The 14,795-nt window shown below is 56.7% G+C and carries 10 protein-coding genes; 7 read left to right on the forward strand and 3 right to left on the reverse strand.

The window, feature by feature from the left end:
- Positions 1 to 17 precede the first annotated feature (17 nt).
- From AB7E06_RS13520 to AB7E06_RS13550, 7 genes are all read left to right on the forward strand, one after another.
- Complete coding sequence (locus AB7E06_RS13520; protein WP_094197854.1) at positions 18 to 584, forward strand: GbsR/MarR family transcriptional regulator; 567 nt, start codon at positions 18 to 20, stop codon at positions 582 to 584.
- Complete coding sequence (locus AB7E06_RS13525; RefSeq protein ID WP_427957291.1) at positions 577 to 2,160, forward strand: cytochrome ubiquinol oxidase subunit I; 1,584 nt, start codon at positions 577 to 579, stop codon at positions 2,158 to 2,160. The genes AB7E06_RS13520 and AB7E06_RS13525 overlap by 8 nt, the downstream gene beginning before the upstream one ends.
- A 15-nt stretch (positions 2,161 to 2,175) precedes the next feature.
- Positions 2,176 to 3,327 (forward strand): cytochrome d ubiquinol oxidase subunit II, encoded by a 1,152-nt coding sequence (gene cydB / locus AB7E06_RS13530; protein WP_042486698.1) that lies wholly within the window; start codon positions 2,176 to 2,178, stop codon positions 3,325 to 3,327.
- A 14-nt stretch (positions 3,328 to 3,341) separates the two neighbouring features.
- Positions 3,342 to 3,482 (forward strand): cytochrome bd-I oxidase subunit CydX, encoded by a 141-nt coding sequence (gene cydX, locus AB7E06_RS13535; protein ID WP_045929585.1) that lies wholly within the window; start codon positions 3,342 to 3,344, stop codon positions 3,480 to 3,482.
- Positions 3,483 to 5,183, forward strand: a complete 1,701-nt coding sequence (gene cydD / locus AB7E06_RS13540) for a thiol reductant ABC exporter subunit CydD (protein ID WP_427957293.1) — start codon at positions 3,483 to 3,485, stop codon at positions 5,181 to 5,183. It begins immediately after the preceding gene.
- On the forward strand, positions 5,180 to 6,874 hold the full coding sequence (gene cydC, locus AB7E06_RS13545) for a thiol reductant ABC exporter subunit CydC (protein WP_321352871.1): 1,695 nt from the start codon (positions 5,180 to 5,182) through the stop codon (positions 6,872 to 6,874). The genes cydD and cydC overlap by 4 nt, the downstream gene beginning before the upstream one ends.
- Positions 6,875 to 7,044: 170 nt before the next feature.
- Entirely contained in the window at positions 7,045 to 7,596 is a 552-nt protein-coding gene (locus tag AB7E06_RS13550; RefSeq protein ID WP_094197849.1) for an adenine phosphoribosyltransferase, read from the forward strand.
- A 144-nt stretch (positions 7,597 to 7,740) separates the two neighbouring features.
- Here AB7E06_RS13550 and AB7E06_RS13555 read toward each other — a convergent pair whose 3' ends face one another.
- The 3 genes from AB7E06_RS13555 to AB7E06_RS13565 all read right to left on the reverse strand — a co-directional run bounded on the left by AB7E06_RS13555 (position 7,741) and on the right by AB7E06_RS13565 (position 14,512).
- Complete coding sequence (locus tag AB7E06_RS13555) at positions 7,741 to 10,551, reverse strand: autotransporter domain-containing protein (protein ID WP_427957296.1); 2,811 nt, start codon at positions 10,549 to 10,551, stop codon at positions 7,741 to 7,743.
- 246 nt (positions 10,552 to 10,797) lie between these two features.
- Positions 10,798 to 13,599 carry an autotransporter domain-containing protein gene (locus AB7E06_RS13560; protein WP_427957298.1) on the reverse strand — a complete coding sequence of 934 codons (2,802 nt, stop codon included), beginning with the start codon at positions 13,597 to 13,599 and terminating at the stop codon, positions 10,798 to 10,800.
- 418 nt (positions 13,600 to 14,017) lie between these two features.
- Complete coding sequence (locus AB7E06_RS13565) at positions 14,018 to 14,512, reverse strand: HugZ family protein (protein WP_094197844.1); 495 nt, start codon at positions 14,510 to 14,512, stop codon at positions 14,018 to 14,020.
- Positions 14,513 to 14,795: the final 283 nt, after the last annotated feature.

Raw genomic sequence — 14,795 nt, forward strand, 5'->3', positions numbered from 1 at the left:
TGAAAATTCAGGAAGCCATGAATTTAGGACCACAGGCAGAGCGTTTTGTTCTGCACTTCGGGGAGATGGGCGGGCGCTGGGGGGTCAACCGAACGGTGGGCCAGATCTATGCCTTGCTGTTCATTTCCCCCGAAGCCCTCCACGCCGACGAGATCGCTGAAACGCTTGGCATCTCCCGTTCCAATGTCAGCATGAGCTTGCGCGAATTGCAGTCCTGGCGACTGGTCAATATGACGCACAAGATCGGCGAGCGCCGTGAATACTTTGAATCTCCCAATGATGTTTGGGATATTTTTCGTACTCTGGTGGAAGAAAAGCGCAAGCGCGAGATTGATCCCACATTGACCTTATTGCGAAGTATCCTTATGGAAGCTCCCGTCAATGACGAAGAAGCATATGGGCAGCAACGCATTAATGAAATGCTGGAATTGATCGAGTTGGCTTGTGGTTGGTTTGACGAGGTTCATCACTTACCGCCCGAGACCCTGCAAAATCTGATGCGTTTAGGTAGCAAAGTTCAGAAAGTGCTGGGTTTCGCCGGAAAGATTCGCAAAGCTGATCAAACTGGGGATCGTCATGATTGATCTGGATGTTGTTACCTTATCGCGGTTGCAGTTTGCTTCCACCGCGATGTTTCACTTTTTATTTGTTCCCTTGACGCTGGGCCTGTCTTTTTTGCTGGCCATTATGGAAAGCGTCTATGTCATGACGGGTAAAGCCATCTGGCGCCGCATGACCAAGTTCTGGGGCGTGCTCTTTGGCATTAACTTTGCCTTGGGTGTTGCCACCGGGATTGTGATGGAGTTCCAGTTCGGCATGAACTGGGCCTATTACAGTCACTATGTCGGTGATATTTTCGGAGCGCCACTTGCCATTGAAGGATTGATGGCTTTTTTCTTGGAAGCAACCTTTGTCGGCCTGTTCTTTTTCGGCTGGGATCGCCTCTCCAAACTGGGACACCTGATCGTTACCTGGCTCGTTGCCATCGGCACCAATCTGTCGGCCTTGTGGATTCTGGTCGCCAATGGCTGGATGCAGAACCCGGTCGGCGCCATCTTCAACCCCCACACGATGCGTATGGAAATGACCGACTTTGCCGAGGTCATTCTCAATCCTGTCGCACAAGCCAAAGTTGTTCATACTGTCAGTGCCGGTTATGTGCTCGGTGCCATGTTCGTCATGGGCATCAGTGCCTGGTACCTGCTGCGTGGTCGCCATATAGATCTGGCCAAGCGCTCGATGACGGTAGCGGCCAGTTTTGGCTTGGCGGCGTCCCTGTCCGTGGTGGTGCTGGGTGATGAAAGCGGTTATCTCACCACTGAACACCAGCAAATGAAGATTGCGGCCATGGAGTCCATGTGGGAAACCGAGGAAGCACCGGCCAGTTTCAATCTCCTGGCCTGGCCTGATCAGGAAGCCCGTGAGAACCGCTTTGCCGTGGAAATTCCGTGGGTAATGGGCTTGATCGGGACGCGTTCAGTCAGTACCCCTATGCTGGGTATTAATGAGCTGGTCGAACATGCCAAGATCCGCATTGCCAATGGCTTGCGCGCTTACGAGGCACTGCAGCTGGTGCGCGCTGATGACAGCAATATCGAGGCCCGCCGCGTCTTTGACAATAACTGGAAAGACCTGGGCTACGCCTTGCTGCTCAAGCGTTATACGGACGACATCACCAAAGCCGATACCGAGACCATCGCCCAGGCTGCCTGGGATACGGTGCCACAAGTTGCGCCCCTGTTCTGGAGCTTCCGTGTGATGGTGGCGCTGGGGCTGTACTTCATCCTGTTCTTTGGCGTGGCTTTTGTGTTGGCATCGCGTGACCGACTGCAACGTCACCCGCGCCTGCTCAAAGCGGCGGTCTGGAGCATTCCCCTGCCTTGGATTGCGATTGAGTGCGGCTGGTTTGTGGCCGAATTCGGACGTCAGCCCTGGGCGATTGAAGGCGTCTTGCCGACTTACTATGCCGCTTCCGGCCTGTCCTTTGTGGACTTGATGATCAGTATGGCCATCTTCCTCTTGCTCTACAGCACCCTGGCGGTGATTGGCATCAAGGTCATGCTGCATTCGATTCGCAAAGGTCCGGACGAGGCTGGCGAGACCGTCACACCTTCCGCTTTGTCTTATGGTTCGCGCAACGCTCCGTTGCTGCGCGGTTAAGGAGGGGGAACCATCATGGAAAATTTGATTCTTCTCGATTACGACACCTTGCGCATCGTCTGGTGGTTGCTGCTGGGCGTGCTGCTGGCTGCCTTTGCCATCATGGACGGGGCAGACCTGGGTGTGGCCATGGTGTTGCCACTGGTTGCCCGCAGCGATGACGAACGGCGCACGCTGTACAACGTGATTGGCCCGGTCTGGGAAGGTAACCAGGTCTGGCTGATCGTGGCCGGTGGGGTCGCTTTTGCGGCCTGGCCCCTGTTGTATGCCATGGCTTTCTCGGGCTTTTACCTGGCCATGATGCTGCTGTTGGTGGCCTTGATCGTGCGCCCGGTTGCCATCAAGTACCGCAGCAAGCTCAGCTCGTCACGCTGGCGTCGCAACTGGGACGCGATCTGGACTGCTTCCGGTCTGGTTTGTGCCCTGGTATTCGGGGTCGCTATTGGCAACGTCATGCTGGGCGTTCCATTCGGCTTTGACGAAACTACACTGCGTCCGATGTACCAAGGCAATTTCTTTGGTCTGTTCCAGCCCTTTGCCATTCTGTGCGGTTTGCTCAGTGTCTTGATGCTGGCATTCCAGGGCGCGGTGGTGGTGGCCTGGAAAGGTAGTGATCATGTGGCTCGCCGTGCGCGTGCCTGGGCCATGCCTTTGGGGCTGCTGTCCATCGTGGCTTTTGCTGCCGGTGGCTGGTGGATTAGCGCCATGAATGGCTACAGCATGCCCTGGCCTGAGGTGGCTCATGCCATGTCCAACCCTATTGGCAAGACGGTCGAGATGGTGGAAGGCGCCTGGCTGGCCAACTACCGGACCTGGCCTGCATTGTGGGCGGCGCCCATTGTCGGTTTCGCAGGTCTGCTGCTGGGTGCATTGCTGGCTGGCCGTGGCCGTGGTCTGCTGGCCCTGCTGTTCTCTTCCCTGGCGCTGGCCGGCATCATTCTGACCTTTGGCTTTGCGGTCTTCCCTTTCCTCTTGCCTTCGTCCTTGAACCCAGGCTCCAGCCTGACCTTGTTTGATGCCTCGGCCAGTCATCTGACCTTGTGGATCATGCTGCTGGTGACACTGGTGTTCTTGCCCATCATCGTGCTCTATACCTCCTGGGTGTACAGCGTAATGCGTGGCAAGGTGTCGGTTGCCAGCATGAAAGATTCTTCTCATTCTTACTAAGGAGGCCAGCGCATATGTGGTACTTCTCTTGGGTTTTAGGTTTGGGTCTTGCCTGCGCATTCTCCATCCTGAATGCGATGTGGTTCGAGCTGCGTGAGAACACGGCTTTGCAGAACGCGGCCTCTTCCAAAGCCAATGCCGATATCGAGGTCTGATTGACACCGCAAAGTCCAACGGCGCAACAATGGCTGGGGCAGTTCTCCAGCCGCGCCCGCACGGCTTTGCGGGCCTCCATGCTGGCGCCGGTGCTGGCGGGCGCTTTACTGATTCCCCAGGCCTGGTTGCTGGCAAAGATTGTGCAGGCAATTGTGGTCGATGGCCTGCCCTGGACAGGGCAGCTTTTCTCTATCTTGATGGTGGCTGCACTCTTGCTGCTGCGCGCCGCCATTTCCGCGTTGGGTGAGCGGCGTGCGCAGAAGGTTTCGGAACAGCTGAAACAAGGACAGCGCTCCGAGTTGTTTGCCCGCTTGTTCCGCAGCACCGTACCCCGTTTGCGGGCCAGCAATAGCGGCGAGCTTTCTACCAGTTTGATCACGCAAGTCGAAGCTCTGGACGGCTTTGTGACGCGCTATATCCCTTGCATGGCGGCCGCCGCACTGGTGCCTTTGGCACTGGTGCTGGCAGTCTTGCCGGTCGATGGCATTGTTTCCTTGATTCTTTTGTTGAGCACGCCTCTGATTCCTTTATTCATGGCCCTGGTCGGCTGGGGGGCGGAGGCCGCCAGCCGGGAGCAACAACAAACAACCTTGCGCCTGTCCGGCTTTTTTGCCGACCGTCTGCGCGGAATTTTTACCTTGAGCCTGATGGGGCGCGGACAGGACGAGCTGCAGCGTGTGGAGCTGGCTAGTCAGGAGCTACGCACACGCACCATGAAAGTGCTACGCATCGCGTTCTTGTCATCGGCTGTGCTGGAGTTTTTTGCGGCATTGGGTGTGGCTGGGATCGCTGTTTATATCGGTTTGGGTTATCTGGGCTATCTGGGTGAGTCTTTTGCCGGTGTCAGCTTGCAGCAGGGGTTGTTCTGTTTGCTCCTGGCTCCAGAGGCTTACCAGCCCTTGCGCCAATTAGCCGCCAATTATCACGACCGGGCGGCGGCACGTGCCGCTGCGGTAGAGGTCGACAGACTGTGGGCGAACCTGGGACAAGACTTGATTCCTGCTGCTCCTACCAGTGCAGACGTTAAAACTGTTTTTCCGAATTTGCCGGTCTTGGTGCTGCGGCAGCTGCATTTGCCACAGTTGGGCGGGCAGGGGACCTTGTTGGAAGTGCCCGGTCTGCAACTCTATATCAATCAGTCTTACGCGGTGCTGGGGGCCAGTGGTTCGGGCAAGACCAGTTTGCTGGAAAGCCTGATTGGTTTGCGCCCTTTGGCACAGGGCGAAATTCTGCTGCGTAATAGTGATACGGCCGGGCGCCTGCTGACGCGCCATGATGGGGTTGTGCTGATTTCCCAGCAGGCTTTTTTAGCCATGGGTACGATTGCTGACGGCCTGCGTCTGGCTGCCCCTCAAGCTAGTGATGATCAGTTGTGGCAAGCCTTGGAACAAGCCTGTGCAGCCGAGTTCGTGCGCGCTTTGCCTGATGGTTTGCAAACGGCTCTGGGTGAGGGTGGATTTGGTCTTTCCGGTGGGCAGATTCAGCGCCTGGCATTGGCCCGCCTGTTTTTGACCGATCCGCATGTGGTTTTGCTGGACGAACCTAGTTCCCGCCTGGATGCGGCGACACGGGATCGCGTTATGCACAATATTCTGCGTTTTTGTCAGGGACGCTGTCTGGTCGTAGCCACGCATGACCAGGAGCTGGCGGCAATGTGCTCGAATCAACTGCACATCGCCCAAGGAGTTCTGACGACATGAAAGCGTGGTTTCGTCTTTTAGGCTCCAGCCTGCGCGCACGACGTGGTGCCGTATTGTTTACGGTTCTGTTGGCGATCAGCACAGTAGCGGCGGGTGTGGGCCTTCTGGGAGTAGCGGGCTGGTTCCTGAGCAGCGCCTTCCTGGCCGCTATGGGTATCGTATTCAACCTGTTCGGTCCTTCGGCCATGATTCGTGGCCTGTCTTTCTGGCGTATCGCCTCACGCTATTTGGAGCGAGTGGTTGGACATGCCCTGACCCTGGATCTGCAGGTACGTATTCGTAGCCTGGTTTTTGGACGATTGAGCCGGTTCAGTCAGTCGCGCCTGGCCCAGTTCCGGGATGGGGAACTGGCTTCAAGCTTGACTTCCGACGTTGCTGTGCTGGATCTGGTCCTTCTGCTGATTTTGGTGCCGCTGACTACTGCTGTCGTGGCAGCTCTGGTATTTAGCGCGGTGCTGCAAACCTGGCTGTCCTGGTGGGCGTGGTTGATTTTGGCCTGCTTGCTAATTGCTGCTTGTCTGATTCCGTATATCTGTGCCCGAGGTGCCAGCCGTGCAGCCCAGCAGGTGCATCAACTGGAGAACCGCCAGCGTGTTCTGGTGCATCAGGCGATCCGCGCCTATGCCGATATTCAGGTGTTTGCAGCTGCGGATGCCGTGCAAGAACAAGTGGACAAGCTTGGCCAGGAACTGGGGCAAGCCCGTTTGCGCAGCAATGGCTGGGGTATTGTCGGGCAGTTTTCCCAGCAGGTCTTGATGGGTGTGGCCCTGATGATCTGCCTGCTGGTAGGAGCACAGCAAGTCAATTTGGAAGCGATGAGCGGCCCCTTATGGGTAGGCTTGGTTTTGGCTCTGTTAGGTTTGTTTGAGATCATGGCCCCCATGATGCGCGGCGCATCTCGCCTGGGAGAGGTGCAGGCGGCCAGCAATCGTTTGCTGACGATTCTGGACGAGCCTGAAGAGACCGATCAGGAGCAAGCGCAGGCCATTGTGCTGGATAAACCAGCCAGCTTGGAAATCACGGACTTGAGCTTTGCCTATGGTTCGCAGCCGGTGCTGGATCACTTGTCGCTGCAAGTCCAAGCCGGAGAGCATATTGCCATTTTTGGGCCCAGCGGCTCGGGCAAGTCCACCTTGCTGGGCGTGCTGATGCGCTTGTTGCCAGTCTCGGGCCAGCAGTATCTGATAGAGGGTGAAGCGGCCCAGGACTGGAGCCGCGCTAGCTGGTTTGATCATTGCGCTTTGCTGGCGCAGGACTCGCCGCTGTTTCTTGGCTCGGTACGCGATAATCTTTTGCTGGCTGAACCGACCGCTTCAGAGCAACAAATCTGGCAGGTTCTTCACGATGCCCAACTGGACAGTGTGGTACGCGATTTACCGCAAGGGCTGGATACCTGGTTGGGTGAAGGGGGGCAGCAGTTGTCCTTGGGGCAACAGCGTCGCCTGTGTCTGGCACGGGTACTTTTGTCACCCGCCCATATCTGGTTTCTGGACGAGCCTACAGCCAGTCTGGATGGCCCGACCAGTCAGGCTTTGATGCAGGATATTCTGGCTGCGGCGCGAGGAAAAACCGTGATTATGGCTACACATGACACCCGTTTGCTGCCTTTGGTCGATAGCGTTTATCAGTTTGAAGCGGGTCGTTTGCAGCGACAATCCGGCACTCTAGTAAATACTTTAGAGCCAAACTAAAAGGTCGCTTTGGGTCAAGTCTGCAGGGATTCTTCCCCAATCGCGTCGTATTAGTACAACTGACGGGCACAAGCCGGGTAAGCCCTTGTTGCTGCTGCCCAATTGTGTACACTTGCAACGTATCCAAGAGCGCCCTTCGCGTCCGGATTTTTTGTTGTAGAAGCTTTGACATGCAAATTGATCCCACCCAGTACATCCGTCAAATCATTCGCAATGTGCCGGACTGGCCTAAGCCAGGGGTGACTTTCCGCGATATCACCCCGGTTTTGCAAGACCCGCGTTCCTTTCGGGTGTTGATTGACTTATTTGTCTATCGCTACATGGGACAAAAACTGGATCTGGTGGCGGGTGTGGATGCACGCGGCTTTATCGTGGGTTCGGTTCTGGCCTATGAGCTGAACCTGGGTTTTGTGCCAGTGCGTAAAAAGGGCAAGCTGCCTTTCAATACCGTGGCCGAAGAGTATTCCCTGGAATATGGCAATGCCAGCGTCGAGATGCACACCGACTCCGTGCGCCCTGGTCAGCGTGTCTTGCTGATCGACGACCTGATCGCAACCGGTGGTACTTTGCTGGCTGCGGCTCGTTTGCTGCAGCGCCTAGGTGCCAATGTGGTGGAAGCTGCTGCGATTATTGATCTGCCCGAGTTGGGTGGTTCTCAAGCCGTTAAGGATTCTGGCCTGTCGGTATACACCGTCTGTAGCTTTAACGAATCTGACCGCTAATTACTATTAACCGGCGTGTGCCGGTTTGGTTTTTTAGCCTGAGTCCCTGCCATGCCTTTTGAGCATCGCAGGGGTTTTTCATGTCTGTCTGCTTGATAGGGTACGGGGCTGACATACTGCCAGCCCCGTGCTTTGCTGCGTTATTTAGAAACGGACCTTCATGAACAAGGAGCCTGCGTGGTCTTGATTGCGGCCAAACTGACCCTGGTAGTTCAGACCGAAGGAGGTGCTTTTGCCGGCTTTCAGCTCGGCGCCCAATTCGGCAACAGCAGCATTCTTGGCGATAGGCGCGCCGCTTACGCGGAAGCTGCTGCCGGGCAAAGCCGCAAAGGCCAGTTCACGTTCGGGGGTGGTGTCACCCAGGGCATGACGCCAGCCTAAGCCCGCACTTAAGGAGAGTGTCGTTTTGGACAGATCCAGTTCCGTGGTACCCCTCAGCCCCAGTGTGACCGTGCTCAGGTTCTGACGCTGGGAGTCACCTTGCAATGCTGCCTGACCGCCTGATTCGCTAAAGGAGCCGTGACGCAGTTGGTGCCAATTGACGCTGGCATAAGGCTCTACGCTGGCGCGTGGGCTGACTGGCATGCGGTAACCCAGTTGGGCAAAGGCCTGAATGCTGTGCGCCTTGTAGTCAGCCTTCAGCGTTTCGTATTGATGAACGGAGATGGAGCGTTCGCTGTCCAGGCTGTGGCGTGTGTAAGCACCACCAGCCAGCACATTCAGGCTACCTGAACCTAGCTCCCAAGCCTGCGTCCCGTACAGGGCTGCGCTGTAGCTATTGCTGCGCGAGGTCTGACGGCGATCATCCAGCTTGATGCGGTTTTCCAGATAGCCCAAGGAGGCACCTATACGCCAGCCTTGCTCGCCGATAGCCGTATCCCCGCCTAGGAATAGACCGCCCACTTTGTGGCGTACATCCTGGCTGTTGTCGTCACCGTCCAGATCTCGTTGTTGATGGATCACTTCAGCCCACAGGACGGTCTCTTTGCCGGTTGTATTACGTGCGCTTGAGGCTTGTTTGCCCAAGGTGCGCGGCAGCAGGTCGCCATTGCTGAGCAGCGCCGAGGTGGTGCCGGCATGGATCTGACCTTGTAGCTGCTCCATGTAGCCTGCCACGCTGCCGGATTGTGCATTGAGCACCGTGTCATACAGTTCAGCCATAGCGGCTGGCGGTTGGTCCGAGCCGGTATCCAAGGCATTGGCCACGGCTTTCTGGTTACTTGTATTGGCAAACGCAGCGAACGGCGTGTCATTGCGTTTGATCATCAAGGACAGGCTGGGGCCGTAGAGCAGCGTTGGCGACAAGAAGGCCATGTCGTACGTAATGTGGCTGTACTGACCTGTCACCCCATTGGCTGCGTCCATGAAGGAATAGGCCACGTTCTGGCGGAAGGGGCCACCAGCCAGTTTCAGGGTGCCGTCTATATGGGCTGCACCGCCAACCACCAGACGATCGGTCGCACCAGCAGGACCAACTTCCAGTTCATGCACCGAACCGGCATGGGCGGTGTAGTCGCCGTTGACGGTCAGGGTGCCAACTGAGTTGCCTGGAGCCAGGGTGCCGTAGTTATCAACCTTGGAGACCGTACCGGAACCCCCCAGCGTTCCCTCACGCTCAACGGTCACGGCAGACGCCAGCGTGCCATTGACGGCCAGACGACCACCGCTGACAGTGGTGTCGCCGGTATAGCTGTTATTGCCCGTCAGCTCCAAAGAGCCGTAACCGCGCTTGTGCAAGCCTCCGATACCGCTGATGTCATTGGCGAAGGTGGAGTGGTAGCCCAGCGTGTCCACATCGAACAGACGGGTAAATTGTGCGGGGCCTTGCACGGCCTTACCCACGTTCATTAAACCCCAGCCGTACGTGCTGGGGTCGCCCAGAGGGGTTGCGGTGGTCAGCAGGGTTTGTTGCAGATGATAGGCGGTGAAGTAGGGGTAGGCTTCTTTAACTAACGCTGCGGCTCCGGCCACGTGTGGCGATGCCATGGAGGTGCCGCTTTTATAAATATAGCCTCCATCCGAGTTGACGGAGTTAATGCCAGGGGCCCACTCTCCCCCTGGCGCGGTCAAACACCACTCGGCGGAAACACCACATTTATTAGCGTAGACGGCCAAAGAACCATCTTCCCCGACTGCCGTTACGGCCAGCCAGTTGTCTTTCAGTTCGGGAAACCAGTAGGGAGAGCCGGCCAGAAAATCAGGGTGGTCTTGAGACTCATTGCCGGTAGCAAATACCATCAGGGAGCCGGCCTGTACGCTGTTCTTAAAGGACTGGATAATCAGAGGCTGCGTATCTAGAGCGCCTTGAGCTGAGCCGTAGTCCAGTACATGGCAGGGTGGGGCATATGAGTCGCGGCAGTCATTGAGCCCCAGACTGCTATTAATAATAGGCAGCTTGAACTGGGCGAGATAGTTCCAGCCATTAGAGAGCATTCGATCTTGAAAGGCCCTTATATCGTCTGGAGTCGGGGTAGCGTCATCATCACCACCAGCATCATCATCGTCGTTATCGTCCTCAGCATTGATGCCGTAGGCAACAGCAAAAAGCTGGCTATTGAAGGCGACGCCGTGCATGCCTGCTTCGTCGCGTCTCGCACCAATGATTCCGGCAACATGGCTCCCGTGTCCGGCAGGAGGCTGAGTATCGACTCCTTGGCCATTGGCGTAGGGGGTATTGTTGGCAAAGTCAAAGCCCCCAGCAATGGCGCCGGCAAACTCAGGGTGATCTGCCTGAATGCCCGAGTCCAGATAACCGACCGTGACGCCTTTGCCGGTAAAGCCCAGCGAATAGGCTTTGGCTGCATTGATCATGTCCAGGCCGGGTTGACGCTTGTATTCTTTAGTGCGCCATTGTTCCAGTGAGCTCTCAGAATCGGCATGGACGATGCCAGGTAAAGTCAGGCTTAACAAAGCCAACTGCACCAACATAGAGGTGTTGCGTTTCTTGTTCGACATGTCTTATCTACTTGGATTTTCTAAGGAGGGTGGCCACTCGTTGTGAAAACCTGCCGTGGAGGTTCTCAAGGCATCTGTCATTTAACGGCATAGCCGTTTAATCCGGCAGTTATGGGCTGCTGTATTGTCGAGATCGTGTTCTTGTGGGGCCCCTGTCATGCACGCGCATCGCAGGGATTCTTGATGGCGGTCTGTTATGCCTGCCGCGGGATCGGCGGAACGCCAACCCCGCCTCGGGGCCTTAAATCAGAAACGCACCTTCATGAACAGCGAGCCCGCATGATCCTGATTGCGGCCAAACTGTCCCTGGTAGTTCAAGCCAAAGGAGGTGCTTTTGCCGGCTTTCAGTTCGGCGCCCAGCTCGGCGACAGCAGCATTCTTGGCGATAGGCGCGCCGCTTACGCGGAAGCTGCTGCCGGGCAAAGCCGCAAAGGCCAGTTCACGCTCGGGTGTGGTGTCACCTAGGGCGTGACGCCAGCCCAAACCGGCGCTCAGGGACAAGGTGGTTTTGGACAGGTCCAGTTCCGTGGTGCCGCGCAGACCCAATGTGACGGTACTCAGGTTCTGGCGTTGCGAGTCGCCACGCAAGGCGGCTTGGCCACCCGATTCACTGAAGGAGCCGTGGCGTAGTTGATGCCAGTTCACGCTGGCATAAGGCTCCACGCTGGAGCGAGGGCTGACCGGCATGCGGTAACCCAACTGGGCAAAGGCCTGGATGCTATGCGCTTTGTAGTCGGCTTTCAGTGTCTCGTTCTGATGAACGGAAATAGAGCGCTCGCTGTCCAGGCTGTGGCGGGTGTAAGCACCACCAGCCAACAGATTCAGACTGCCTGAACCTAGCTCCCAAGCCTGCGTCCCGTACAGGGCTGCGCTGTAGCTATTGCTGCGCGAGCTCTGACGACGATCATCCAGCTTGATGCGGTTTTCCAGATAGCCCAAGGAGGCACCCATACGCCAGCCTTGTTCGCCAATAGCGGTATCGCCACCCAGGAACAGGCCGCCCACTTTATGGCGTACATCCTGGCTGTTGTCGTCACCGTCCAGATCTCGTTGTTGATGGATGACTTCAGCCCACAGGACGGTCTCTTTGCCGGTTGTATTACGTGCGCTCGAGGCTTGTTTGCCCAAGGTGCGCGGCAGCAGGTCGCCATTGCTGAGCAACGCCGAGGTGGTGCCGGCATGGATCTGACCTTGTAGCTGCTCCATGTAGCCTGCCACGCTGCCGGATTGTGCATTGAGCACCGTGTCATACAGTTCAGCCATAGCGGCTGGCGGTTGGTCCGAGCCGGTATCCAAGGCATTGGCCACGGCTTTCTGGTTACTTGTATTGGCAAACGCAGCGAACGGCGTGTCATTGCGTTTGATCATCAAGGACAGGCTGTGGCCGTAGAGCAGCGTTGGCGACAAGAAGGCCATGTCGTACGTAATGTGGCTGTACTGACCTGTCACTCCATTGGCTGCGTCCATGAAGGAATAGGCCACGTTCTGGCGGAAGGGGCCACCGGCCAGTTTCAGGGTGCCGTCGATATGGGTTGCACCGCCAACCACCAGACGATCGGTCGCACCTGCGGGGCCGACTTCCAGTTCATGCACCGAACCGGCATGGGCGGTATAGTCGCCGCTGACGGTCAGGGTGCCAACTGAGTTGCCTGGAGCCAGGGTGCCGTAGTTATCAACCTTGGAGACCGTACCGGAACCACCCAGCGTTCCCTCACGCTCGACGGTTACGGCAGAGGCCAGCGTGCCATTGACGGCCAGACGACCTCCGCTGACGGTGGTGTCGCCGGTATAGCTGTTGTTACCGCTCAGCTCCAGAGAGCCGTAACCGCGCTTGTGCAACCCTCCGATACCGCTGATGTCATTGGCGAAGGTGGAGTGGTAGCCCAGCGTGTCCACATCGAACAGACGGGTGAATTGTGCGGGGCCTTGCACGGCCTTACCCACGTTCATTAAACCCCAGCCGTAAATGCTGGGGTCGCCCATGTCAGTGGCGGTAGTCAGCAGGGTTTGCTGCAAATGGTAAGCGGTGAAATAAGGGAAAGCCTCCTTCACCAAAGCCGCTCCACCCGCGACATGCGGGGAGGCCATGGAGGTGCCGCTAAAAGCGATATAGCCACCCGAGGAATTGACCGAATTGATTCCGGGCTTGTCGTCACCCCCTGGGGCGGCCAGACACCACTCGGCTGCCACGCCGCATTTGTTCGCATAGGAGGCTAAAGATCCATCCTCACCCAGGGCCGTAACCGCCAGCCAGTTATCTTTTAGTTCAGGAAACCAGTAGGGAGAGCCAGCCAGCAGGTCAGGGTGGTCCTGCGATTCATTGCCGGTGGCAAATACCATGAGAGAGCCTGCTGCTACGCTGTTGTGAAACGCGGTGATAGCCAGCGGCTGCCAATCCAGCACACCTTCGGGTGAGCCATAATCCACGACATTGCACGGAGGTGGGGAACTGACATTATTGCAGCCATTGACTCCCAAGCTGCTGTTGATGATGGGCAACTTGAACTGCGCCAAATAGTTCCAGCCTTGTGAGGCAACGCGATCAAAGGCGGCGGCCGCTTCACGTGGGTCTGGTTCATAAGGATCATTGCCAAGCATGTCGTCGTCCTCATCCGTGCCGTCGTAAGCGACGGAAAAAAGCTGACTGTTGAACGCGACACCATGCATGCCAACGCCGTCACGACGTGCGCCGATAATGCCTGCAACGTGGCTGCCGTGGCCTGACGGAGGGTTGGAGTCGATGCCTTGGCCGTTGGTGTAGGCGGTATTCGTGTTGAAGTCAAAGCCCCCCGCAATAGCGTGAGCAAACTCAGGGTGCTTGGCCTCAATGCCTGAGTCCAGATAGCCGACCGTGACGCCCTTGCCGGTAAAGCCCAGCGAATAGGCTTTGGCGGCATTGACCATGTCCAGGCCAGGCTGACGTTTGTATTCCTTAGTCCGCCATTGTTGCAGCGAGCTATCTGGTTCCGCGTGGGCGGTGCCAGGCAAAACCAGGCTCAATAAGGCCATTTGCACCAGCACATAGGTGCTGCGTCTCTTGTTCGACATCTCTTCCTCTCCAGGGTGTTTTTCTATGCGTGGCGGCAACTCGTTGTGAGGTCGTGTTGTCGGGTCCATGCGTGCTATTTAACGTCGTAGCTGTTGAATCTTATAGCGGTCAAATTTACGTTTTGTCATGTTTAGCGTTTGAAACATGCGAAAACGTGCGACTGAGTCGGGGAGCCTGGATAGAGAGTGGCGATTCTTCTTGTGAACAAGGCGTTTAATTGATGATCTGGTTTCTGTGTCTGAAAACCAGTTAGTGATGATTTTGTTGCACGGGTTGCAACATTTGGGATGTTGACTGGAGCCTGGAAGGGGTGAAGGTACCCCTGTTTGCTGCTGTTTTAAGGTGCTTTAACGTGGTGATGACCGGAGCGGGATTTCAGCGCTTCCAAGGGTGGCTGTGATTTCAAACCCAGGGACCTTAATTGGCCACAGGCTCTGCCAGCAAGGTGCGTACCAGTTCTGGTTTCAATGTTCGTGCCGCCGCAAAGCCGGCAATATGGCGCACCCTGACCAGATCCAGGGCGAAGAAATGGAAGTCGGTAAAGCTGCTTAGAAATTCCATGTCGGGAAAGCGGGCAGTATAGGCTTGTTTGGCCTGTTCCCAGTCGGGCTGCCCGCGTTCCAGTTTGCGGGCCTGCATTTGAAAGGTGACACGGGGCAGATCATGAACAGCATCCTGGCCGTGCTCGCTTTGGCTGATCATCAGGCTGGCGTCGGGGCGTTGCAGCAAATAACGGGTATGGGCCGCCATTTCGCTGATGTGGATGATGATGCTGGCTTGCTCGGGGCAAATTGCAAAAGGAACGCGGGAAACCACCGGCAAGCCCTGATTGCTGAGTGTACCCAAAGACGCAGTGCGTTCGCTGCGGAGCAGAGCTTGCAGGCTGATTAGCAATGGATCATCAACAGACATAAAACCCCTATTCTGAAAAAGCTTCCATACTGCGTTTTGGGCTACATGTGCCTCGAGGGGGCGTTGCTTGGGTTGCCCCGTAGAAAAGTGCTCAACGTGGCACCTTCGCATAGCTGCCATCCGAAGAGTACCCTTGAGAATAGCCCAGCCAGGAAAAAGTCCCTCATGCTGCGCCTTCGGTTTGCGGCTCCCCGAGGGGCGCTTCTACCTTGGAATCGGCCCAGCGGTAAAAAATACTCACACACCACGTATAAAACAGGCCGACATAAAGCCGGCCTGTTCA

The organism is Alcaligenes sp. (genome assembly GCF_050255915.1).
Lineage (GTDB): Bacteria > Pseudomonadota > Gammaproteobacteria > Burkholderiales > Burkholderiaceae_B > Alcaligenes > Alcaligenes aquatilis.